Source organism: Microbacterium sp. LB12, assembly GCF_037150835.1.
Classification (GTDB): Bacteria; Actinomycetota; Actinomycetes; order Actinomycetales; family Microbacteriaceae; genus Microbacterium.
Genome location: NZ_JBBCPF010000002.1, coordinates 256,702 through 277,765 on the forward strand (window position 1 = coordinate 256,702; position 21,064 = coordinate 277,765).

The window sequence follows — 21,064 nt, forward strand, 5'->3', positions numbered from 1 at the left end:
CGGTTAGGATGAACGGGTGCTTCGTGGGCCGGTAGGCCCGCGGTCGAGAGAATCTGAGAGTGTCACCCTGGGGGGAACCGGGTATGAAGGCGTTGTCATGGATGCGCGAGCGACCCAAGACACTGGCGTCCGCCGCCGGGGTCACGGTCGGCGTCATCGCCATCACGACCATGGCCTTCACCTATGAGGGATTCCCCACCACCAAGGTCGACCTGAACGACGGCGGCGTCTGGATCACCAAGACCTCGAGCCTGCTCGTCGGCCACTTCAACAACGAGTCCACGATCCTCGACGGCGGTCTGCGCACGACGAGCGAGAACTACGACGTCCTCCAGGCTGCCGCCAACGTGCTCGTGGTCGACGACAGTGCGTCGACCGTGACCGCCGTCGACCCGGCGCGTGTGTCGCTCGGCGACTCCACGGTCATCCCTTCATCCGCGAAGGTGGCGTTGGGCGGCAGTACCGCGGCGATCCTCGACGAGGACTCCGGCGACCTCTGGGTGGTGCCCGTGAAGGGCATCTCCTCGTTCGAGATCGAGGCCGCCGAGCCGACCGCCGAGCTCGGTGACAGCGCGGACGTGACCGTCGGCGACGACGGCACGGTGTTCGGCCTCTCCGGGGAACGCGGCGAGGTCGTGACCGTCCCGGTCGACAACGAGGGCGCACCCGGTGACCCGTCGACCGCGTCGGTCGGCGAGCTCGACCTGTCGAAGCGCCCGACCATCACAGCGGTCGGACGCACCCCGGTCGTGCTCGATGCGGCCGGCGGGGTCGTCACGACACCCGGAGGCTTCCGCACCGAGGTCGCGGATGCGGCCGATGCCGTGCTGCAGCAGGCCTCCGCCGCGACCGACGCCGTCGCGATCGCCACCCCTTCGGCGCTCGTGCGCGTGCCGCTCGACGGGAGCGACCCCGAGCAGACCTCGGCGGGCAGTGCGGGTACTGCGGCCGCCCCGGTCTGGCTCCGCGGCTGCACGTACGGCGCCTGGGCGGGCTCCGCCACCTTCATCCGCGACTGCCCCGGCGACGGGAACGACGTGAACGCGCCGATCGACGGCGCCGAGGACTCGACGAGTCTGACGTTCCGCGTGAACCGCGACGTCATCATCCTCAACGACGCGATCGGCGGCGCCGCGTGGATGGCGAACGAGAGCCTGCAGCGCGTCGACAACTGGAACGACCTGACGCCGCCCGAGGGCGAGACCGAGAATCAGGACGACTCGACCGAGGAGACCGTCGAGACCACCCTCCCGGAGCGCAGCGAGGAGAACACGCCGCCCATCGCCGAGGACGACTCGTACGGCGTGCGCCCCGGCGCCACGACGCTGCTCCCCGTGCTCGACAACGACAACGACCCCGACGGCGACGTGCTGGTCGCCGCCCTCGCCGAGGCGCAGCCGTCGATCGGCACCGTGCAGCCGATCAACAACGGTGGTGCGCTGCAGATCGCGGTCGACGAGAAGGCCTCGGGCACCGCCACCTTCACATATGAGGTCGACGATGGGCGCAAGGGCAAGGACACCGCGGTCGTCACCCTCACGGTGCACGACTGGAACGAGAACTCCGCCCCCACCTCGAAGCGCAAGACCTCGCTCGCGGTCGAGAGCGGCGGCACGATCTCGTACAACATCCTCCCGGACTGGATCGACCCCGACGGCGACGACATCTACCTGAAGGACGTGGTCCCCGCCCCAGGCGACGAGGTCGACTTCCGCAAGGACGGGCAGATCACGTACAAGGCGACCGCGAGCCTGCAGGGCCGCAAGGATGTGCTGGTCACCGTCGCCGACGCGTCGGGAGAGGTCGGGACCGCGACGATCGCGCTCGACGTGCGCCCGCAGGGATCCACCAACCCGAAGACCAACGCCGACCACGTCGTCACGCGCGCGGGCGAGCAGGTCACGGTCGCCCCGCTGACCAACGACACCAGCGCCGGCCGTGAGCCGCTGCGCCTCAGTCGCGTGCTCGACACCGCCGGGGCGACCATCCTCCCCGACCTGCCGAACAAGACGTTCACGTTCTCCGCCGAGAAGACCGGCGTCTACTACGTGCAGTACCAGGTGACGACGGGGCCCAAGAACGGCGAGGGGCTGGTGCGCATCGACGTGCTGCCCGAGTCCGAGACCGATCTCCCGCCCGTCGCGGTGCGCGACGTCGCGCTGCTGCCCACCGGCGGCGATGTGCTGCTCGGGGTGCTCAACAACGACACCGACCCGGCGGGCGGCATCCTCGTCGTGCAGTCGGTCACGGTCGAGCCCAGCAGCGGCATCTCGGTCTCCGTGCTCAACCACGAGACCCTCCGCATCACCGATCAGGGCGCCCTCGACGAACCGGTGCGCATCGGATACCGCATCTCCAACGGGTCGAAGTCGGCCGACGGCGAGGTCGTCGTCATCCCGATCCCCGCGCCCGACGCGATCCTCCCGCCGATCGCCAACCCCGACACCGCCACCGTGCGGGTCGGCGACGTCGTGACGATCCCCGTGCTCGACAACGACTCGCACCCGAGCGAAGACGTCATGCACGTCGAGCCCGAGCTCGTCGAGACCGTCGATCCCGAGGACGGCGAGGCGTTCGTCTCGCAGGACGAGGTGCGCTTCAAGGCGGGGCCGGAGGCGAAGACCGTCTACCTCACCTACGAGGTCGCCGACTCGCGCATGCAGAAGGCCGCCGGTTACGTCACGATCCAGATCCTGCCGGTCGACGAGGAGACGAACGCCGCACCGCGGCCGCAGGACCTCACGGCACGCGCACTCGCGGGCACCGAGGTCAACATCGCCGTGCCGCTCGACGGCATCGACACCGACGGCGACTCGGTCGAACTGCTCGGCATCGACTCCAGCCCGGCCAAGGGGCGCATCACCGCGGTCGGGCCGAACTACTTCTCCTACGAGGCCGCGGAGGGCTCCTCCGGTGTCGACGCCTTCACATATCGTGTGCGCGATCGTCTGGGCAAGGAGGGCGTCGCCACGATCCGGGTGGGCATCGCCCCGGCCGAGAAGATCAACCAACCGCCGTATGCGGTGAAGGATGCCGTGGTGGTGCGTCCCGGCCGCGAGATCGCGGTGCCGGTGCTCGCCAACGACTCCGACCCGGAAGGCGACAAGCTCTCCCTCGTCAAGGACGGGCTGGAGGTCCCGGACGACCTCGAGGCTCGCGTCTCGGGCGACCGCGTGATCGTGAAGGTGCCGAACCGCGAGATGGAGACGTCTCTGCAGTACACGGTGAGCGACGCACGCGGTGCCACGGCGACGGCGACTCTCCAGATCACGGTCGACGAGGACGTGCCGCTGCAGGCGCCGGTCGCCCGTGACGATCGGCTGCAGCCGTCCGACCTCACCGACGGCGGGCTGTCCGCCGATCTCGAGATCCTCAAGAACGACGAGGATCCCGACGGCACGAAGGACAAGCTCGAGGTCACGGTCGACAGCGGGGGCACGCTGCTCGGCAACGGCAAGGTGCGCGTCACCGTGACCGACGAGCTGCAGCTGATCCGCTACACGCTCACCGATCCCGACGGGCTGCAGGCGTCCGCGTTCATCTTCGTGCCCTCGCGGGACGGGCTGCGTCCGGCGCTCACCTCCACCAAGCCGGTCGAGGTCGTCAGCGGCGAGACCAAGAAGCTCCCCCTGTCGGAGTACGTGACCGTGGCCGGCGGCGGCGAGGTGACGATCACCGAGAAGGCGAAGGTCAGCGCGAACAACGCCGACGGCTCCGATCTGCTCATCGACGGCCACACGCTGGTGTACACCTCGGCCGCGGGGTACTTCGGGCCCGACTCGCTCACCTTCGAGGTGACCGACGGCACCGGACCCGACGACCCCGAGGGGCGCAAGGCCACCCTCAGCATCCCGATCAACGTGCTGCCGCCGGAGAACCAGCAGCCGACGTTCGTGCAGGGACAGGTCAACGTCGCGCCGGGCGAGGCGGCGACCTCCCTCGACCTCGCGGCGCTCACCGACGACCCCGACCCCGAGGACAAGGGGAAGCACAAGTACTCCTTCGTCGGCGGCGACGGCAAGGGCATCTCCGCCAAGGTCGACGGCGACAAGCTGCTCGTCGAGGCATCGTCGAGCGCGAAGAAGGGCACGACGGCCACCCTCACGATCCGGGTCTCGGACGGCGAGACCGAACCGGTCGAAGGCACGGTCACCGCGCTCGTGACGGCATCGACGCGGTCCATGCCGACCGCCAACACCGACACCGTCTCCGAAGCCGACGCGGGCAAGAGCATCACGGTGAAGGCCCTCGCGAACGACTTCAACCCGTTCCCGGAGACGCCGCTCACCATCGTCGGCGCCGTGACGGAGTCGGGCCGCGGCGAGGCGTCGTTCACGAAGGACGAGGTCACCGTGACCCCGGCCGCGGGCTTCGTCGGCACGCTGGTCGTGCGCTACCGCATCCAGGATGCGACGGAAGACGCTGACCGCGAGGTGAACGGGCAGATCGTGGTGACCGTGCAGGACGTGCCGGCCGCACCGGGCGTCCCCACGATCTCCAGCGTGCAGGACCGCACGGTCGTGGTGTCGTACTCGGCGCCGTCGAACAACGGCTCGGAGATCACGAAGTACACCGTGAAGTCGGTGGGAGGGAACGCGTACTCCAAGGAGTGCCAGTCGACCACGTGCACGCTCGACGGCCTCACCAACAACGTCGAGTACACGTTCCAGGTCACCGCGACCAACCGCGTCGGCGAGTCCGCGCCGTCGAGCCTGTCGGAGCCGGCGCGCCCGGATGCGCGTCCGGACACCCCGAACCCGCCGTCGCTGAAGTTCGGCGACAAGTCGCTGCAGGTGGCGTGGACGACCCCGAGCACGCCGGGCTCGCCCGTCGACCGCTACACGCTCGAGATCTCGCCGGCACCGCCGTCGGGCATCACCCAGAAAGAGGTCACCGGCAACTCCCTCACCTGGGAGGGGCTGGAGAACGGCTCGAACTACCAGGTGCGGGTGCAGGCGCACAACCGCGCTCCCGACCCCTCCAGCTGGAGCGGCTGGTCGGCATCCGAGATCCCCGCAGGGCCGCCCAAGGCCGCTGCTGCACCGACCACGCAGCAGCTCGATCCCGTCGACAACCAGGCGCAGATGCAGGTGCAGTGGGTCGCGCCGGACAAGAACGGCGACGCGATCGACAGCTACCAGCTCGAGGTCATCTCGAACGGGCAGACCGTGCGCACGATCACCCCGGGCGCCCAGGCGACGAGTCAAGCCGTCGTGGTGCCGACCTCGGAGTCCGCGTACACCTACCGCATCCGCGCGCACAACAAGGCAGGGTGGGGTGACTGGAGTCCGGCATCCGCGCCGCGCCGCGGTGTCACCGCCCCGGGAGCGCCCACCAGCCTCAAGGTGGTGAAGGAGAACGACCGCGCACTGCAGATCAGCTACAACGAGGGCTCGCGCAATGGCGCGAAGACGAGTGAGGTCAGCTACCAGTACCGGCTCAACGGCGGTACCTGGACGGGCTTGTCGGGCACCACGATCGGCGGCCTCACGAACGGCCAGAACTACACCGTCGAACTCCGAGCAGTGGCCACCGTCGATGGGGTGACCTACTCGGGAGCGGTGTCGAACTCCGCGACCGGCAACCCCTACGGGCCCCCGAAGGCGCCGGCCGCGAGCGCGCGCCCGCTGACGACACAGGTCGAGTTGAACTGGAACGCCAGTGGATCTCCGAACGGCCGGAGCATCAGCGTCGTGCAGATCAGCATCGACGGCGGCGGCTGGGAGAACGTCGGCATCTCCGGCACCCGCAACGTCGGCAACGGCTACAACCAGGGCTACAGCATCAAGGTCCGCGCGCAGGACGCGGCGGGGCAGTGGACGTCCGAGGCCTCGGCATCGGCGAGCTCCGGGCCGCCGCCGGCACCGCGCGCGTGGGTGACCCGTGGCACCGCGGGCAACTGGCCGGGCCAGTGCACCGACGGCACGTGCGCGAAGTTCGTGATCAACACGTCGAACTTCCCGGGCGGCGACTACCAGGTGTGGTGCAACAGCAACGCTCCGAGCGCGGGCCCCCGCTTCGCCGGCGGCGGCACCTGGAGCATCCCGTCCAACGGCGCCGTGGAGATCAGCTGCTTCCACGGCATGGGCGGCCGTGGCTACGAGGTGTGGGTCACCATCGGCGGCACCGACTACGAGCATCGACAGTGGTAGCAGAACCCCTTTTCCCTCCGAGAGGAAGCAGTACCCCATGACAATGACCCCCGAGCAGGCCACCTGGTTCCAGGGCACGTTCCAGCGCCTCGTCGCGAACGTCGACAAGGCCGTGCAGGGCAAGCAGGAGATCGTCGGCCTCGTGCTGGCGTCGATGCTCGCCGAGGGACACGTGCTCCTCGAGGACGCACCGGGAACCGGCAAGACCAGCCTCGCCAAGGCGCTCGCCGCGACCGTGCAGGGCACGAGCGCGCGCATCCAGTTCACGCCCGACCTGCTGCCCTCCGACGTGACCGGTGTGACGATCTACGACCAGCAGTCGCATCGATTCGAGTTCCACAAGGGACCGATCTTCGCGTCGATCGTGCTGGCGGACGAGATCAACCGTGCCTCTCCGAAGACGCAGTCGGCGCTGCTCGAGGTCATGGAGGAGTCGCGGGTCACGGTCGACGGCGTCACCCACGAGACCGGGCGGCCCTTCCTCGTGATCGCGACCCAGAACCCGATCGAGCAGGCCGGGACGTACAAGCTCCCCGAGGCCCAGCTCGACCGCTTCCTCATCAAGACGTCGATCGGCTACCCCGACCTCGCCGTCACCGAGAGCATCCTCGCCGGTGCCTCCGACCGGAACCCGTCCGCGGGTCTTGCTGCCATCATCACGACGAGTGCCGTCGCCGACATGGCCGACCTCGCCGCCTCCGTGCACGTCGAGCCCGCCGTGCTCCGCTATGTGGCGGAGCTGGCCGAAGCGACTCGTGCGGACAGCGCGATCCGACTCGGCGTCTCGGTGCGCGGGGCGATCGCGATGGTCCGCATCGCCAAGGTGTGGGCGGCCGCGCAGGGGCGCCACTTCGTGCTCCCCGACGACATCAAGGCACTCGCGCGCCCCGTGTGGCAGCACCGTCTGCTGCTCGACGCCGAGGCGGAGTTCGCCGGCACGAACAGCGACACGGTGATCGCCCGCGTGCTCGACGCCGTCCCCGCTCCTCAGGCGCGAGCGGCGGCCTGATGACCGCGGAGGCCCTTCAGGCGTCGACACCGCAGACGGGACGCGACGCCGGATGGCGTGACATCGCGGCCGTCGTGGGTGCGCGCATCCTGAAGCGTCTCCGGATGATCGCGTCCGCGATCCGCCCGCTCGCCTGGGTGCTGATGGCCCTGGCCGTCGGATTCTGGGTGCTGGGGCAGATCGCCGGATGGGTGGAGTTCACGGTGGCCGCGGTCGTCATCGCGATCGCCCTCGCCCTGTGCGCGCTGTTCCTGATCGGCCGCACCGCCTACGACGTCGCGCTCGACCTCGCCCGCACCCGTGTGGTCGTGGGAGAGCGGGCGGTGGGCGCTCTGACCCTCGCCAACCGCGGCACCAGGGCGATCCTGCCGTCGCGCGTGGTGCTCCCGGTCGGCTCCGGGCGCGGCGAGTTCGGCATCCAGCGTCTCGCGCCCGGCGAAGAGGCGGAGGAGCTGTTCGCGATCCCCACGCAGAAGCGCGCCGTGGTCAAGGTCGGCCCGGTGAGCGTGGTGCGCGGCGACCCGCTCGGGCTCTTCGAGCGGGCGCACCAGCGCGACGACCCGGTCGACCTGTTCGTGCACCCGCGCACCGTGCTGTTCGACGGGCAGTCGCTCGGCTACCTGCGCGATCTGGAGGGTCTTCCCGCCGCCGATCTGTCGCGTGACGACGTGTCCTTCCACGCGCTCCTCGAATACCAGCCGGGCGACGACCTGCGACACGTGCACTGGCGCTCGACCGCGCGCACCGGCACCATGATGGTGCGTCAGTACGAGGAGACGCGACGCTCCCATTTCGTGATCGCCCTGTCGCGGTCGGGTGCCGAATACGCGGCCGCGGACGACTTCGAGCTGGCGATCTCGGCGGCGGGGTCCATCGGGCTCAGGGCCATCCGCGACTCGCAGCGCGTCGATGTGCGTGTGCAGGGCCGGGAGCTGCCGGCCGGCACCGGCAAGCAGCTGCTCGATTCGCTGTCGGCCATCGACAACAGCCGCGCGAGGGAGGGCGGGATCGCCGAGCTCGCCGGCATCGTCGCCGCCACCATGCCGCTCGCCAGCGTGGTCGTGCTCGTGTGCGGACCCCGGGTGAGCGCGGATGATCTTCGTCTGGCGTGCTCGCGGCTGCCGTTCGGTGCTCGTGTGCTCGCGGTCGTCGCCGACGTCACGGCCACGGCTCCGACGCTGCGGCGGATCGGCGAGGCCGACGTCGTCACGGTCGGCGCGCTCGACCAACTCCCCCTCGCCCTGCAGAAGGTGCTCGCATGACCGCGCCGACCGCGGCACCGGTCGCCCTCGCCCCACGCCGCTGGATCCTCGACCTCGGGGCCACGACGCTCCTGGTGGCGACCGCACTGGTCGGCTTCTGGCCGACGTTCGCGGGTCCCTCATTCCTTCCCGCGGTCGTCGGCGGCATCCTGATCGGGCTCGCGATCGCCGCGGTCTCGACCTGGCGGCGCTGGGGCATCCTGATCATCGCCGGTCTCACGGTCGCGGCGTACTTCGTCTTCGGCGGGGCGCTCGCCCTGCCGCAGACGTCGATCCTCGGATTCATCCCGACCCTCGAGACGCTGCAGAAGCTCGCCGTCGGCACGGTCACCGCGTGGAAGCAGCTGCTCACGACCGTCGCCCCGGTGGCCGCGGCGGACGGACATCTCGTGGTGCCGTTCCTGCTGGCGCTCGTGGTCACCACGATCACCGCCTCCCTCGCTCTGCGTCTCGCACACGTCGCGTGGGCGCTGCTGCCGGCGGGCGTGCTGCTGATGCTCGTGATCGCGCTGGGCACGCCCGAGCCCGCGTTCCCGCTGGTGCAGGGCCTCGTGTTCGCTCTGGTGAGCATGGCCTGGCTGGCCCTGCGGCAGCTGTGGGCACCGCAGAACACCGCGGTGTCGGTGAGCGAGGTCGATCCGTCCCGTGCGTCGCACATGCGCACCCGTCGCCTGCTCGCCGGTGTCGCCGTGCTGGCGGTCGCCGGTGGTGTGGGTGTCGCGGCGAGTGCGATCGCCGCTCCGGCCGAACCCCGGCACGTGTTCCGTGACGTGATCATCCCGCCGTTCGACATCCGCGACTATCCGAGTCCGCTGCAGGCGTTCCGCAAGAACGTGCGCGACGAGGCCGACGAGACGCTGTTCACGGTGCAGGGACTGCCCAAGGGAGCACGCATCCGCACCGCCGTCATGGACCAGTTCGACGGCATGGTCTACAACGTCACCGATGGCGGTCCCACGTCGTCGAGCGCGTTCGCCCCCCTGCGCTCGAACATGTCGCCGGATGCCGAGGGCATCCCGGTCACGCTGAAGTTCGCGATCGACGGCTACCGCGGGGTGTGGATGCCGACCGCGGGTGCGCTGTCCGAGATCCGCTTCGACGGCGACGACGCCGAGCAACTGCGCCGCGGCACCTATGTGAACACCGTCACGGGTACGGCGGTGGCGACGGCGGGACTGACCAAGGGCGATGAATACGCCGTCGACGCCGTGATGCCGGTCGCTCCGGACGACGAGCAGCTCGCCGAGGTGCCGTTCGGCAGGGTCTCGATGCCGAAGCCCAGCAACGTGCCCGAAGAGCTCACGTCGCTCGCGGCCGAGACCGTGTCGGGTGCCGAGACGCCGATCGAGCAGGTGCGGGCGCTGGAGAACTTCCTCTCCGAGGGCGGCTTCTTCAGCCACGGCCTGGAGGGCGAGGTGCTGTCCCGCGCCGGGCACACCGCGGAACGCATCTCGACACTGGTGGGGGCGGACCAGATGGTCGGCGACGACGAGCAGTACGCGGTGGCGATGGCATTGCTGGCCGGACAGCTCGACATCCCCGCTCGCGTGGTCATGGGGTACTACCCCGACGAGGAGCAGGCCGGCGAGGCCGTGTTCGAGGCCACCGGCGACAACGTGCATGCGTGGGTCGAGGTGAACTTCGCGGGCATCGGATGGGTCACCTTCAATCCCACGCCGCCCGAAGACCAGGTGCCCAACGACCAGAACACCAAGCCGCGCGTCGACCCGAAGCCGCAGGTGCTGCAGCCGCCGCCTCCGCCGCAGGAGCCCGTCGACCTGCCGCCGACCCTCCCCGACGACCGCGAATCCGAGGACGAGAGCCTCAACCTCGCCGGAATCATCGGTGCGATCCTCCTCGTCGGCGGCATCTCGCTCGCCGTGATCGCCCTGCTCGCGTCGCCGTTCATCGTGATCGGCGCGTGGAAGGCCGGGAGGCGCCGCTCGCGCAGGGCCGCGGCACGCACGTCCGACCGGATCAGCGGAGGATGGGACGAGCTGACCGACCGCGCGATCGACTACGGTGCACCGCTCCCCACGGGCGGCACCCGCAGCGAGGAGGCCGCGGTGGTGGCATCCGCGCTCGCCGTTCCGCAGGTGACCGCGCTCGCCGAGCGCGCCGACTCCGACGTGTTCGGTCCCGCCGAGCCGACGCCGCAGGATGTCGATTCCTTCTGGCGCGAGGTCGACGAGATCGTCGGCGGTCTGGGGAAGGAAGCCGGGTTCTGGAAGCGCATCAAGGCGCGCCTCAGCGTGCGCTCCCTGCTCGGCGGCACGGCGATCTCGCACGGACTGCAGAACCTGAAGGACGCGGCGGCCGCGCGCGTGCGCCGCGAACCTGGCACCATCGACAACAACCCCGGCACGACGCCCCCGTCCTCCGAGAGGGAGACCCCATGACGCAGCCCGCGCTCGAACAGATCGCGCCGATCTCCCGTCGCGCGGTCGCCTACGTCATCGACGCCCTGATCGCGGGAGGTCTGGGCATCCTGCTCGGCGGAGGACTGCTGGTCGCGGTGTCGCTCTCGGGTGGGCTCGCCGCGTCGATCACGATGCTGCTCATCGGCGGCCCCATCGTGGGTGTGGTGCTCCTGGCGTGGTTCATCGTCTACACGGTGATGCAGGCGGGCACGGGGTCGATCGGCATGCGGGCGCAGGGGCTGCGGCTGGTCTCGGCGACCGATGGCGCAGCGCTGGGCTTCGGTCGGGCGCTGCTGCGCAACGTCATCTTCGGCCTCGCCGCGGCGATCGTCGTCGGATACTTCAGCCCGTTGTTCGACGGTTCCGGGCGCTTCCAGGGGTGGCACGACAAGGTCGCCGGCGCTCTCATGCTCGATGCCCGCGTTCCCACGCCCGAGCCCGAGGTCGAGGCCGCGCCCGTCGTGGAGGCCCCGCCGCTGCTGCCGGCACCCTCGTTCGAGCGGCTCCCTCCGGCGCCGATGCCTGGCTTCGCTCCGGCGACACCGGCACCACTCGCGTCTCCGGAGCAGCCCGAGGTCTCCGCGGCTGTGGCTGCGGCTCGCAGCTTCGCGGCTCCCGCATCGGACTCCGGGATGATCGCGTACGTTCCCGGAGTGACGCAGGATGCCCCGCCCCCGCGCCCGTCCGCACCGGTGGTCCCGCCTGCTCCGCCGGTCCCGCCTCTTCCTGCGGCGGCTCCCGTCACGTCCGCGCCGGTGGTACCCCCGACGCCCGCAGCGCCGCCCGTCGCTCCCGCTCCTCCCGTCCCGGACGCCGCCGCCGGACCCGTCGATGACGACGACCTGGAGGAGACGCGCATCAGCATCCCCGGCCACCGGCTCATCTTCACGTGGGACGACGGCACCCGTATCCCGGTCTCGCGCCGCACGGTCTTCGGCCGCAACCCCGCGCCCGAGGAGGGCGCTCTCGTGGTGCCGGTGCGCGACGAAACCCTCTCCCTGTCGAAGACGCACTTCGAGGCCGCGGCCGAGACGTCGGGCGGCTGGATCCTCGATCGGCACTCGACGAACGGCATGACGATCGTCCGCGACGGACAGCGCATCGCGTGTCCCGCCGGTCAGCGCGTGCCGGTCAAGCTCGGCGACGTGATCGAGATCGGGGATCGCGTCGTCATGATCGGAGGCTACGCATGACCCTCCCGCTGATCGTCGCCACGGGTGCGGCGACCCATCCCGGTCTCCGTCGACCGCTCAACGAGGACTCCCATCTGGCGGCCTCGCCCCTGTTCCTCGTCGCCGACGGCATGGGAGGACACGAGGCGGGCGAACGCGCGAGCGCCGCCGTCATCGAGGAGTTCGCCCGGTATATCGGGCGTGCCGACGTCGAACTCGACGATCTGCTCGACGCGCTGTCGCGGGCACGGCGGGCCGTCGAGGCGTTGTCCGGCGGTGGGAACGGCCGGGCCGGCACCACGCTCAGCGGTGTCGCGGTCGCGTCGGTGGAGGGCATGGGCTACTGGCTCACGGTGAACATCGGCGACTCGCGCACCTACCGTTTCGCCGACGGCGCGCTCGAGCAGATCAGCGTCGACCACTCGGTCGTGCAGGAGCTCATCGAGTCGGGCGAGCTCACCGCCGCAGAGGCGGCGACCGATCGCCGTCGCAACATCATCACGCGTGCGATCGGTGCGAGCAGCACCGGCGACGCGGACTACTGGCTGTTCCCCGCAGAACTGGGGGATCGCATGCTGATCTGCTCCGACGGACTGACCACCGAGGTCTCGGACGCGCGGATCCAGCGGATACTGGGATCGGAGTCGGACCCGCAGCGGGCGGCGGACATCCTGGTCGACGAAGCCGTGCAGGCGGGGGGCCGGGACAACGTCACCGTCGTGATCGTCGATGCCGTGTCGGTGGCCTCGCGGCCCGGCACGCTGCTCCACGCCGATGACATCGACGCCGATACACGCCCGCGAGAAGCGGCAGCAGGAGGGGTTCGCTGATGCAGACGATCTACCGACCGGGACAGTGGTACCTGATCGTGATTCCTGGCGCTCTGGTGGCGCTGCCACCCGAGGTCTCCGGTGCGACGGTCACCGCCCTGTGGGAGCGGCTGCCGCGCGAGCGGAGCCTGGCGACGGTTATCGACGTGCTCACCACGCAGGCGGGCGGCTCCTTCGCCGACATGCCGTCGTTCGCGGCCGCCGTCTTGGAGGGGACCGATGCGCGCGTGGCCGTGCGCGGCGACCTCGCGGTGCGTGTGGCGGGTGGGGATGCCGCGACGCAGACCTTCTCGGGCGCCGATGTGACGACGTGGAGCGAACGCTTCGTCCCCGGTGTCGCGAACGTCGAGATCACCGTGGGTCAGGAAGTGCCGGGATCCGCTCTTCCGGTCCAGAGTGGCATCGTGATGGCCGGCTCCGTCCGCGCCGAGATCGAACCGGCCGACGCCGATGCGGTCGTGGTCTCCGCGGGTCCTGCGCCGGTGCTCGAGCCGGCACCGGCCGCCGAGGTGCCGTCCGCGCCGGTCGCGGACGCCGACGTTCCGGTCCCACCGCTGGCCGTGGGCATCGCCCCGGTCGCCGCCGCGATCCCGCCGGTCGTCCCCGTTCCCGCTCCCGCTCCCGTTCCGACGCTCCCGGACCTGCCCGGGGCCGGTGTCATCGACGCCACCCTCGTGCCGGGCGAGGCGACGTTCGCTCCGCCGGAGGACGAGTTCGACCACCTGTGGGGCGAGACCGTGCACACCCCCATCGAGGAGGCGGCGGTGCGTCCGCGCGAGGAGCCGGAGACCCCTGCCGGCGACGCCGCCCTCATCGCGGGCGACCACGACGGGTCGACGATCTCGGCCGATGAGCTCCGCAGCATCCGCCAGCCCGCGGCGGATGCGCCCGACGCCCCGACCGAGGTCATCCCCGTGGCCGAGACCGCTCCCGCCGCGACGGGACGCATCCGGGTGTCCTCCGGCCAGGTCGTCGCGCTCGACCGCACGGTCATTATCGGCCGTCGTCCGCGCTCCACGAGGGCGAGCGGGGCGAACCTGCCGCACCTGATCGCCGTCGAGAGCCCGCAGCAGGACATCTCGCGCAGCCACCTCGAGATCCGTCCGGAGGGCGACACGGTCGTCGTGATCGACCTGCACACCACGAACGGGTCGACGCTGCTTCGTCCGGGTGCCGATCCGGTGCGGCTGCACCCCGGCGAGCAGACGCTGGTCCTCTCCGGGGATGTGGTGGATCTCGGCGACGGGGTGACCGTCGCCTTCGAGGACCTGCCGTGAATCGTCGCCCGTCACCACCGCCCAGCCTGCCCGGCTTCACGTATGTGGAACCGCTGGGCACGGGTGGGTTCGCCGATGTGTTCCTGTACGAGCAGGAGATGCCGCGTCGTCGGGTCGCGGTGAAGGTGCTGCTCGCCGACCGCATCTCGAGCGGCGCCGCGCAGGAGTTCGCCGACGAGGCGAACGTGATGGCGATGCTGTCGACGCACCCGGCGATCGTCACGATCTACCAGGCGGGCGTCGCCGGCGACGGTCGGCCGTACCTGGTGATGGAGTACTGCCCGCGGCCGAACCTGCAGATCCGCTCCCGCAAGGAGCCGTTCTCGGTCGCCGAGGCCCTGCGCGTCGGCATCCAGGTGGCGGGCGCCGTCGAGACCGCGCACCGTGCGGGTGTGCTGCACCGCGACATCAAGCCGGCCAACATCCTCGTCACGGAGTACAACCGTCCGGCACTCACCGACTTCGGCATCGCGTCCACGACCGGTGCGACGGGCGAATCCTCGGGCATGTCGATCCCGTGGTCGCCGCCCGAGTCGTTCGCGGAGCCGCCGCAGAGCGGGCCCCGCACGGATGTCTGGGCGCTCGGTGCCACGCTCTACACGCTGCTCGCCGGTCGCTCGCCGTTCGAGCGGCCGGGGGAGCGCAATTCCAGCGCCGACCTGATCGAGCGCATCGAGCGGGCGGCGCTGCCGTCGCTGGCCCGGCCGGATTCGCCGGCGAGCCTGCAGCGGCTGCTCGACCGTGCGATGGCGAAGAACCCCGACGATCGCTTCCCCAGTGCGGTGGCGTTCGCCCGTGCGCTGCAGAAGGTGCAGATCGAGCTCTCCCACTCCGTCACGCCGATCGACATCGTCGACGATCACCCGCCCGCGGAAGACCTCGACGACGACGGCGACGGCCTCACGCGGGTGCGGGAGATCGTCAGCATCGATCCGGGGATCGTGAACGCCACGCGTCCGTCCGCGGCGACGCAGCCGAAGGGCCCGTCGGTGGTGGTCCCGGCTGCTCCGCGCTTCGAGGCGCCGCCGCGTTCCGACGCCGAGGTGGAGCAGACGCAGCGCCGCGACACGGGGAGCCCGGCTCCGACGTCGACCGCGACGCCCGCGCCCGCTGCGGCACCGGACAGCCGGGACGACCGGACGATCGTGCGCCCGCCGCAGGTCGTGCAGGCGCAGGAGCAGGTCGCCGCGCCGCCGCTCGTGCCGGTGCCGCCCGCCGCGCCCGCATCCGCTGATCCGGTCGCGCAGCCGTCGCGCAGCCGCCGGGGCCTGTGGATCACGCTCGCCGCGGCCGGCGTCGTGGTGGTCGTCGGCGGCATCATCGGCCTGAACGCGCTCGTCGCGGGACTGGGTCCGACGCCGAAGCCGGAGAGCAGCGCGCAGACCGTCGACCCGCAGAACCCGGTGTCGGATGCGGTGCCCCGGGTGACCGACCTGGTCGGCACGCGCGCGGGCGATCAGGTGACGTTCACGTGGACGAATCCGACTCCGCTCGACGATGACAGCTACATCTGGACCGAGACGGGCGGCGCCGCCGACGGCGCGGTCTCCCAGGCTCCCGACGCGACGGTCACGTTCACGCCGGCATCGTCGGGCGAGGTGTGCATCGAGGTGATGCTGCGTCGCGGCGACGGGCGCGCCTCCGAGCCGGTCAAGGGATGCGTCCAATGACCGCCGCCGCAGGGGTGACGGTCGAGTTCGCCGGCGAGTACTTCCCGATCGAGCCCGGACGGCGGTTCGTCGTCGGCCGCGAGGGCGATCTCGAGCTCGACGACAACCTGTTCCTGCACCGTCACTTCCTCGAGATCAGCGACGGCGACGGGCTCTGGTGGCTCACGAACATCGGCACCCGGCTCACCGCGACCGTGACCGACTCGGCCGGAGGAGTGCAGGCGTGGCTCGCCCCGGGGGCGCGGCTGCCGCTGGTGTTCGAGACCACCACGGTCGTGTTCAGCGCCGGACCGACCACCTACGAGCTGATCCTGCACGCCGCGGAGCCGACGTTCCGTGCGACCAAGCGCGAGCACGACGACGGCGGGGCCTCGACGATCGGCGATGTGCCCCTCACGCCGAGTCAGAAGCTGCTCATCCTCGCCCTCGCCGAGCCCCAGCTGCGTCGCGACGGCACCGGCATGAGCGAGATCCCCTCCTCGGCCACGGCGGCTGCGCGGCTGGGGTGGACGGTCACGCGGTTCAACCGCAAGCTCGACAACGTGTGCGACAAGCTCGATCGCATCGGTGTGCCCGGGATGCGCGGCGGGCAGCGCAGCTTCGCGACCAATCGACGTGCGCGACTGGTGGAGCATGTGATCGCCTCACGCATGGTGAGCAAGGACGACCTCCCGCTGCTGGACGCTCCGCAGCCGAGTGAGGCAGAGGGAGACATCGAGTGAAGGTACGGCTGACCCTGCTGCGTCAGGGCGCGGCATCCAGCGACATCGAGGTCACGGCGGAGAGCACGGCGACGATCGGCGAGATCGCCTCGATGATCGTCCGTGCGGATCCGCTCGCCTCGTTCGCGACGGCGGATCCGTCCGCGGTCACGATCGAGGCGTACAGCTCGATCGTGTCGGGGGCGGGCGATCTGCTCGCGCCCGAGTCGACGTTCGCCCATGTCGGCCTTGCGCACGGCGCGACCATCCGCGTCGTCCCCGCGACCTACCAGCCGCGTCCGGTGATCGGGCGGATGGAGGTCGGTGCGGGTCCCGGGGCACGCTCGATCGCCCTGACCCGCGGCACGATCATCCTCGGTCGCGACGAGTCCAGCGATGTCGTGATCGACGATCCGCTGGTGTCGAAGCGGCATGCACGACTCGAGATCGGCGACCGGGTCGAGCTGATCGACCTGAACTCCGCGAACGGGATCCTCGTCGACGGCGCCTCGGTCGTGCGTCTGGTCGCCGCCGACGGCGAGCTCTCCGCCGTGATCGGCGACACGCCCATCAGGGTCACCGTCGAAGCCGACGCCGCTGCCCCCTCGGCCGCCGTCGCCTCGATCCGGCAGGTGGAGTTCGTGCGCTCGCCGCGGGTCGAGGAGAGGTATCTGGGCGAGGAGCTCGACGGTACCGACCTCCCGGTCCCCGCGCGCAAGCAGCCCTTCCCGCTGCTCACGCTCGTGGCGCCGCTGCTCATGGGCGGCGCGATGTACGCGTTCACGCAGAGCCTGCTGTCGATCATGTTCGTGGCGCTGTCGCCACTGCTGATGGTGGGCACCTGGCTGACGACGAAGAGCCAGCAGAAGCGCGAGCTCGAAGAGGACAAGAAGCGCTTCGAGGAGCAGCTGGAGCGCCTCGATGCCCGCCTGCAGAGCGAGCGCGAGCGCGAGATCGCCGTGCGCCGCTTGGAGGTCCCGCTGCTGCGCGAGGTCAGCGATGCCGCTCTCGCCGCCGGACCCACGATCTGGACGCGTCGGGCCGAGCACTGGTCGTTCCTGCATGTGCGCCTCGGGATCGGCGACACCACGTCGCGCAGCTCGGTCAAGGACTCCAATGGCCGGGATCGCGCGATCCCGGAGTACGTGGAGAAGCTGGATGCGGTGGTCGATGCGACCAGGATCGTGCCGCAGGTGCCGATCCTCGAGGATCTGACCGATGTCGGCGCTCTCGGCATCGCAGGTCTCGGCGGACGTTCGACCGGCTACGCGCGGGCGCTGCTCGCGCAGATCGCCGGACTCCACGCGCCGGCCGATGTCGGCGTGGTGGGGCTGTGGGGGCCGCGCTGGGGCGCGCAGCTGGCCGATGCGAAGTGGCTGCCGCACGCGTGGTCGGCGCAGGCCGTGCTCGGGGTGCAGCCGATCGGCGATGGACCCACCTCGGCCGGGCAGATCGTCGCCCGCCTGGAGGAGCTGATCACCACGCGCTCCACCCGCGGCGGGGACGCCGTGGAGCTCGGGGCGCTGCAGGCCGAGAAGGCCGCGACCAACAGCGGCTCGAAGGTCGGCGAGAGCTCGTCGCGCAACACGTACGACTCGGTGCCCAAGCCCGCGATCGTCGTGCTGATCGCGCCCGATGCACCGGTCGACCGCGGTCGTCTCATCCAGTTGTCCGAGCGCGCTGCGAAGCGGGGCATCTTCCCGGTGTGGCTGACCGAGGATGCGGCGGCGCTCCCGGCGTCGTGCCGCACGTTCGTCGAGCTCGGTGCGACCGACAGCGCACACTTCGTGCGACTGGGTGAGGTGATCGAGGATCTGACCGTCGACGAGCTCACCCGTGAGCAGTTCGCGGTGTTCGCCCGGGCGCTCGCCCGTCTGACGGATGCCGGAGAGGTCGCGCTCGATCGCAGCGACGTGCCGCGCACCATCTCGATGCTGCATCTGCTCGGCCGCGACATGGCGACGCAGCCGGAGAGCGTGGTCGACCGCTGGACTCAGAACGATTCGCTCCATTCGCGACGCGCGTCCGGCTCGGCACGGCGCTACCAGCCCAAGCTGCGCGCCCTCGTCGGCGCGGGGGCAGACGGTGCACTGCAGCTCGACCTGCGCCAACAGGGTCCTCATGCCCTCGTCGGCGGCACCACCGGTTCGGGCAAGAGCGAGTTCCTGCAGGCGTGGGTGCTGGGCATGGCCACCGAGTACAGTCCGGAACGGCTCACGTTCCTTTTCGTCGACTACAAGGGCGGCTCGGCGTTCGCGGACTGCACGAGCCTGCCGCACTGCGTCGGCATCGTCACCGACCTGAACGAGCATCTGGTGCGCCGCGTGCTGGTGAGCCTCCGGGCGGAGCTGCACCACCGGGAGCACCTGTTCAACCGCAAGAAGGCGAAGGACATCCTGGAGCTGGAGCGTGCGGGCGATCCGCAGGCGCCGCCGGCTCTGGTGCTGGTGATCGACGAGTTCGCCGCCCTCGCCAAGGAGGTGCCGGAGTTCGTCGACGGTGTGATCGACATCGCCCAGCGCGGTCGTTCACTCGGCATCCACCTGATCATGGCCACGCAGCGCCCGGCCGGTGTGATCAAGGACAACCTGCGCGCGAACACGAACCTCCGCGTCGCGCTGCGGATGGCCGATGAGACCGACAGCAACGACGTGATCGGCACGAAGGATGCGTCGCTGTTCGACCCGGGCACTCCCGGTCGCGGCATCGCGAAGACCGGACCGGGTCGGATGACGCTGTTCCAGTCGGCCTATGCGGGCGGATGGAGCCTCGGCGAGAGCGAGGGGGTCGATGTGGCGATCACTGCGTTCGGGGCGACCGATCAGGGGCCGTGGGAGCTGCCGATCGACGAGAACGCGGTCGTGATCGATGAGGACCTCGGTCCGAACGATCAGCAGCGGCTGGTGAGCACGATGGTGCTGGCGGCGCAGGCGGCCGAGGTCGCGCCTCCGCGGCGGCCGTGGCTGGATGAGCTCGCCCCGACGTTCGATCAGCTCAAGCTGCCGCAGCGCACCGATGCGGCCCTGCTGCTCGGTGTGGTCGATCAGCCCGAGCGCCAGGAGCAGGTGCCGTTCCACTTCCTGCCCGACACCGAGGGGCACATGGTGATCTACGGCACCAGTGGTGCCGGCAAGAGCGCCGCGCTGCGCACGCTCGCGGTCTCGGCGGGCATCACCCCTCGTGGCGGCCCCGTGCAGGTGTACGGGCTCGACTTCGGTTCCGGCGCGCTGCGGATGCTGGAGCCGCTGCCGCATGTCGGCTCGATCATCGCGGGTGATGACGCCGAGCGGGTGGCGCGCCTGTTCGCGACGCTGCGGACCGAGCTGGACCGCCGCGGCGACGCCTACTCCGCGGTGGGTGCGGCGACGCTGACGGAGTACCGCGCCCTGTCGGGCAAGACGGATGAGCCGCGCATCGTCGTGCTCATCGACGGGTTCGCGGCGTTCCGCAACGACTACGAGGCCGTGATCGGACGCGCCGACACCTACAACGCACTGCAGGAGGTGCTGTCGGACGGGCGTGCGGTCGGCATCCACGTGGTGCTGTCGGCCGACCGTTTCCAGAGCATCCCGAGTGCGTTGAACGCGATGATCCAGCGTCGTGTGGTGCTGCGCATGTCCGACACCGATGCGTACAACATCCTGAACGTGCCGAAGGACGTGCTCACGCCGGACTCGGTGCCGGGTCGGGCGATCGTCGGCGAGAACGAGGCGCAGATCGCGATCATCGGCGGCACGCGCAGCATGAAGGAGCAGTCCCTCGCGATCGAGCGGATGGCGTCGTCGATGTCCCGCCGGGGTGTTCCGGAGGCTCCGCCCGTGCGGGCGCTGCCGGTGAGCTACGGCGTGGACGATCTCCCCGCGGCGATCGGCGACCAGCTCGTCGTCGGGCTCTCGGATGCCGATCTCGGCCCGTTCGGGATCGAGCCGACCGGGACGTTCGTCATCGCCGGACCTCCCGCGAGCGGGAAGAGCAACGCGCTCGCCGCGATCACCCAGCAGGTGCTGCGTGCCCGACCGGGTACGCCGACGCTGTTCCTGGGGTCGTCGCGGTCGCCCGCGAAGAGCGCGGTGGCGTGGACGGCCTCGGCGGCCGACGGCATCAGCGGCACCGCGGCGGTGGCTGAGATCGTGGCCAAGGCCGAGGCGGGGCTGAAGCCGGTCGTGGCGGTCGAGGGCGTCGCGGAGTTCGCGTCGTCACTGCTGGAGATCCCGCTGTCCGATCTGGTCAAGCGTGCGGGCCGAGGCGAGCTGCTGCTGCTGTTCACCGGCGACACGAGCGAGTGGACGAGCAATTTCGGCCTGCTGGGCGAGATCAAGCAGGCCCGCCGCGGGGTGGTGCTGCAGCCCGAGACCATCGACGGCGAGCTGGTGCTCAAGGCGCCGCTGCCGCGCATCGGCCGGGGCGAGTTCCCGGTGGGTCGTGCGGTGCTCGCGCAGCGCGGCAAGATCGTGCGGGTGCAGTTCCCGCTCGTGATCCCGGAGACCGTCTGAACGGCGGGCGGCGCCGATGGGGACTTCTCCCCATTGGCGCACCGGAACCCCTTCGTTACTCTCGAAGGACGAGAACAC

Annotated in this window: 10 protein-coding genes; all 10 read left to right on the forward strand. The window is 70.6% G+C overall.

The features are described 5' to 3' along the window. Positions 1-101 precede the first annotated feature (101 nt). The 10 genes from WFM69_RS05755 to WFM69_RS05800 are packed head-to-tail and all read left to right on the forward strand — an operon-like array spanning position 102 to position 20,986. Positions 102-6,152, forward strand: a complete 6,051-nt coding sequence (locus tag WFM69_RS05755; protein WP_337002584.1) for an Ig-like domain-containing protein — start codon at positions 102-104, stop codon at positions 6,150-6,152. Positions 6,153-6,189: 37 nt separating this feature from the next. After that, positions 6,190-7,161, forward strand: a complete 972-nt coding sequence (locus tag WFM69_RS05760) for an AAA family ATPase (protein ID WP_337002585.1) — start codon at positions 6,190-6,192, stop codon at positions 7,159-7,161. After that, the gene (locus tag WFM69_RS05765; RefSeq protein WP_337002587.1) at positions 7,161-8,423 is read left to right on the forward strand and encodes a DUF58 domain-containing protein; all 1,263 of its coding nucleotides are present in this window, start codon (positions 7,161-7,163) and stop codon (positions 8,421-8,423) included. Before WFM69_RS05760 ends, WFM69_RS05765 begins: the two co-directional genes overlap by 1 nt. Further along, the gene (locus tag WFM69_RS05770; protein WP_337002589.1) at positions 8,420-10,822 is read left to right on the forward strand and encodes a transglutaminase family protein; all 2,403 of its coding nucleotides are present in this window, start codon (positions 8,420-8,422) and stop codon (positions 10,820-10,822) included. Before WFM69_RS05765 ends, WFM69_RS05770 begins: the two co-directional genes overlap by 4 nt. After that, positions 10,819-12,036, forward strand: a complete 1,218-nt coding sequence (locus WFM69_RS05775) for an RDD family protein (protein ID WP_337002591.1) — start codon at positions 10,819-10,821, stop codon at positions 12,034-12,036. Before WFM69_RS05770 ends, WFM69_RS05775 begins: the two co-directional genes overlap by 4 nt. After that, positions 12,033-12,845: a PP2C family protein-serine/threonine phosphatase gene (locus tag WFM69_RS05780; protein ID WP_337002593.1), complete on the forward strand. Its 813-nt coding sequence runs from the start codon at positions 12,033-12,035 to the stop codon at positions 12,843-12,845. The genes WFM69_RS05775 and WFM69_RS05780 overlap by 4 nt, the downstream gene beginning before the upstream one ends. Beyond that, entirely contained in the window at positions 12,845-14,122 is a 1,278-nt protein-coding gene (locus tag WFM69_RS05785; RefSeq protein ID WP_337002595.1) for an FHA domain-containing protein, read from the forward strand. The genes WFM69_RS05780 and WFM69_RS05785 overlap by 1 nt, the downstream gene beginning before the upstream one ends. Next, positions 14,119-15,792 carry a serine/threonine-protein kinase gene (locus WFM69_RS05790; RefSeq protein ID WP_337002597.1) on the forward strand — a complete coding sequence of 558 codons (1,674 nt, stop codon included), beginning with the start codon at positions 14,119-14,121 and terminating at the stop codon, positions 15,790-15,792. Before WFM69_RS05785 ends, WFM69_RS05790 begins: the two co-directional genes overlap by 4 nt. After that, complete coding sequence (locus WFM69_RS05795) at positions 15,780-16,514, forward strand: hypothetical protein (RefSeq protein ID WP_442928407.1); 735 nt, start codon at positions 15,780-15,782, stop codon at positions 16,512-16,514. The genes WFM69_RS05790 and WFM69_RS05795 overlap by 13 nt, the downstream gene beginning before the upstream one ends. Further along, positions 16,511-20,986: an FtsK/SpoIIIE domain-containing protein gene (locus tag WFM69_RS05800; RefSeq protein WP_337002600.1), complete on the forward strand. Its 4,476-nt coding sequence runs from the start codon at positions 16,511-16,513 to the stop codon at positions 20,984-20,986. Before WFM69_RS05795 ends, WFM69_RS05800 begins: the two co-directional genes overlap by 4 nt. The last annotated feature ends 78 nt before the right edge of the window (positions 20,987-21,064 follow it).

Coding starts and splice junctions, on each gene's coding strand:
- WFM69_RS05775 (WP_337002591.1), top strand. CDS start 10,819: ATGACGCAGCCCGCGCTCGAACAGATCGCGCCGATCTCCCGTCGCGCG.
- WFM69_RS05795 (WP_442928407.1), top strand. CDS start 15,780: ATGCGTCCAATGACCGCCGCCGCAGGGGTGACGGTCGAGTTCGCCGGC.
- WFM69_RS05780 (WP_337002593.1), top strand. CDS start 12,033: ATGACCCTCCCGCTGATCGTCGCCACGGGTGCGGCGACCCATCCCGGT.
- WFM69_RS05765 (WP_337002587.1), top strand. CDS start 7,161: ATGACCGCGGAGGCCCTTCAGGCGTCGACACCGCAGACGGGACGCGAC.
- WFM69_RS05760 (WP_337002585.1), top strand. CDS start 6,190: ATGACAATGACCCCCGAGCAGGCCACCTGGTTCCAGGGCACGTTCCAG.
- WFM69_RS05785 (WP_337002595.1), top strand. CDS start 12,845: ATGCAGACGATCTACCGACCGGGACAGTGGTACCTGATCGTGATTCCT.
- WFM69_RS05770 (WP_337002589.1), top strand. CDS start 8,420: ATGACCGCGCCGACCGCGGCACCGGTCGCCCTCGCCCCACGCCGCTGG.
- WFM69_RS05755 (WP_337002584.1), top strand. CDS start 102: ATGCGCGAGCGACCCAAGACACTGGCGTCCGCCGCCGGGGTCACGGTC.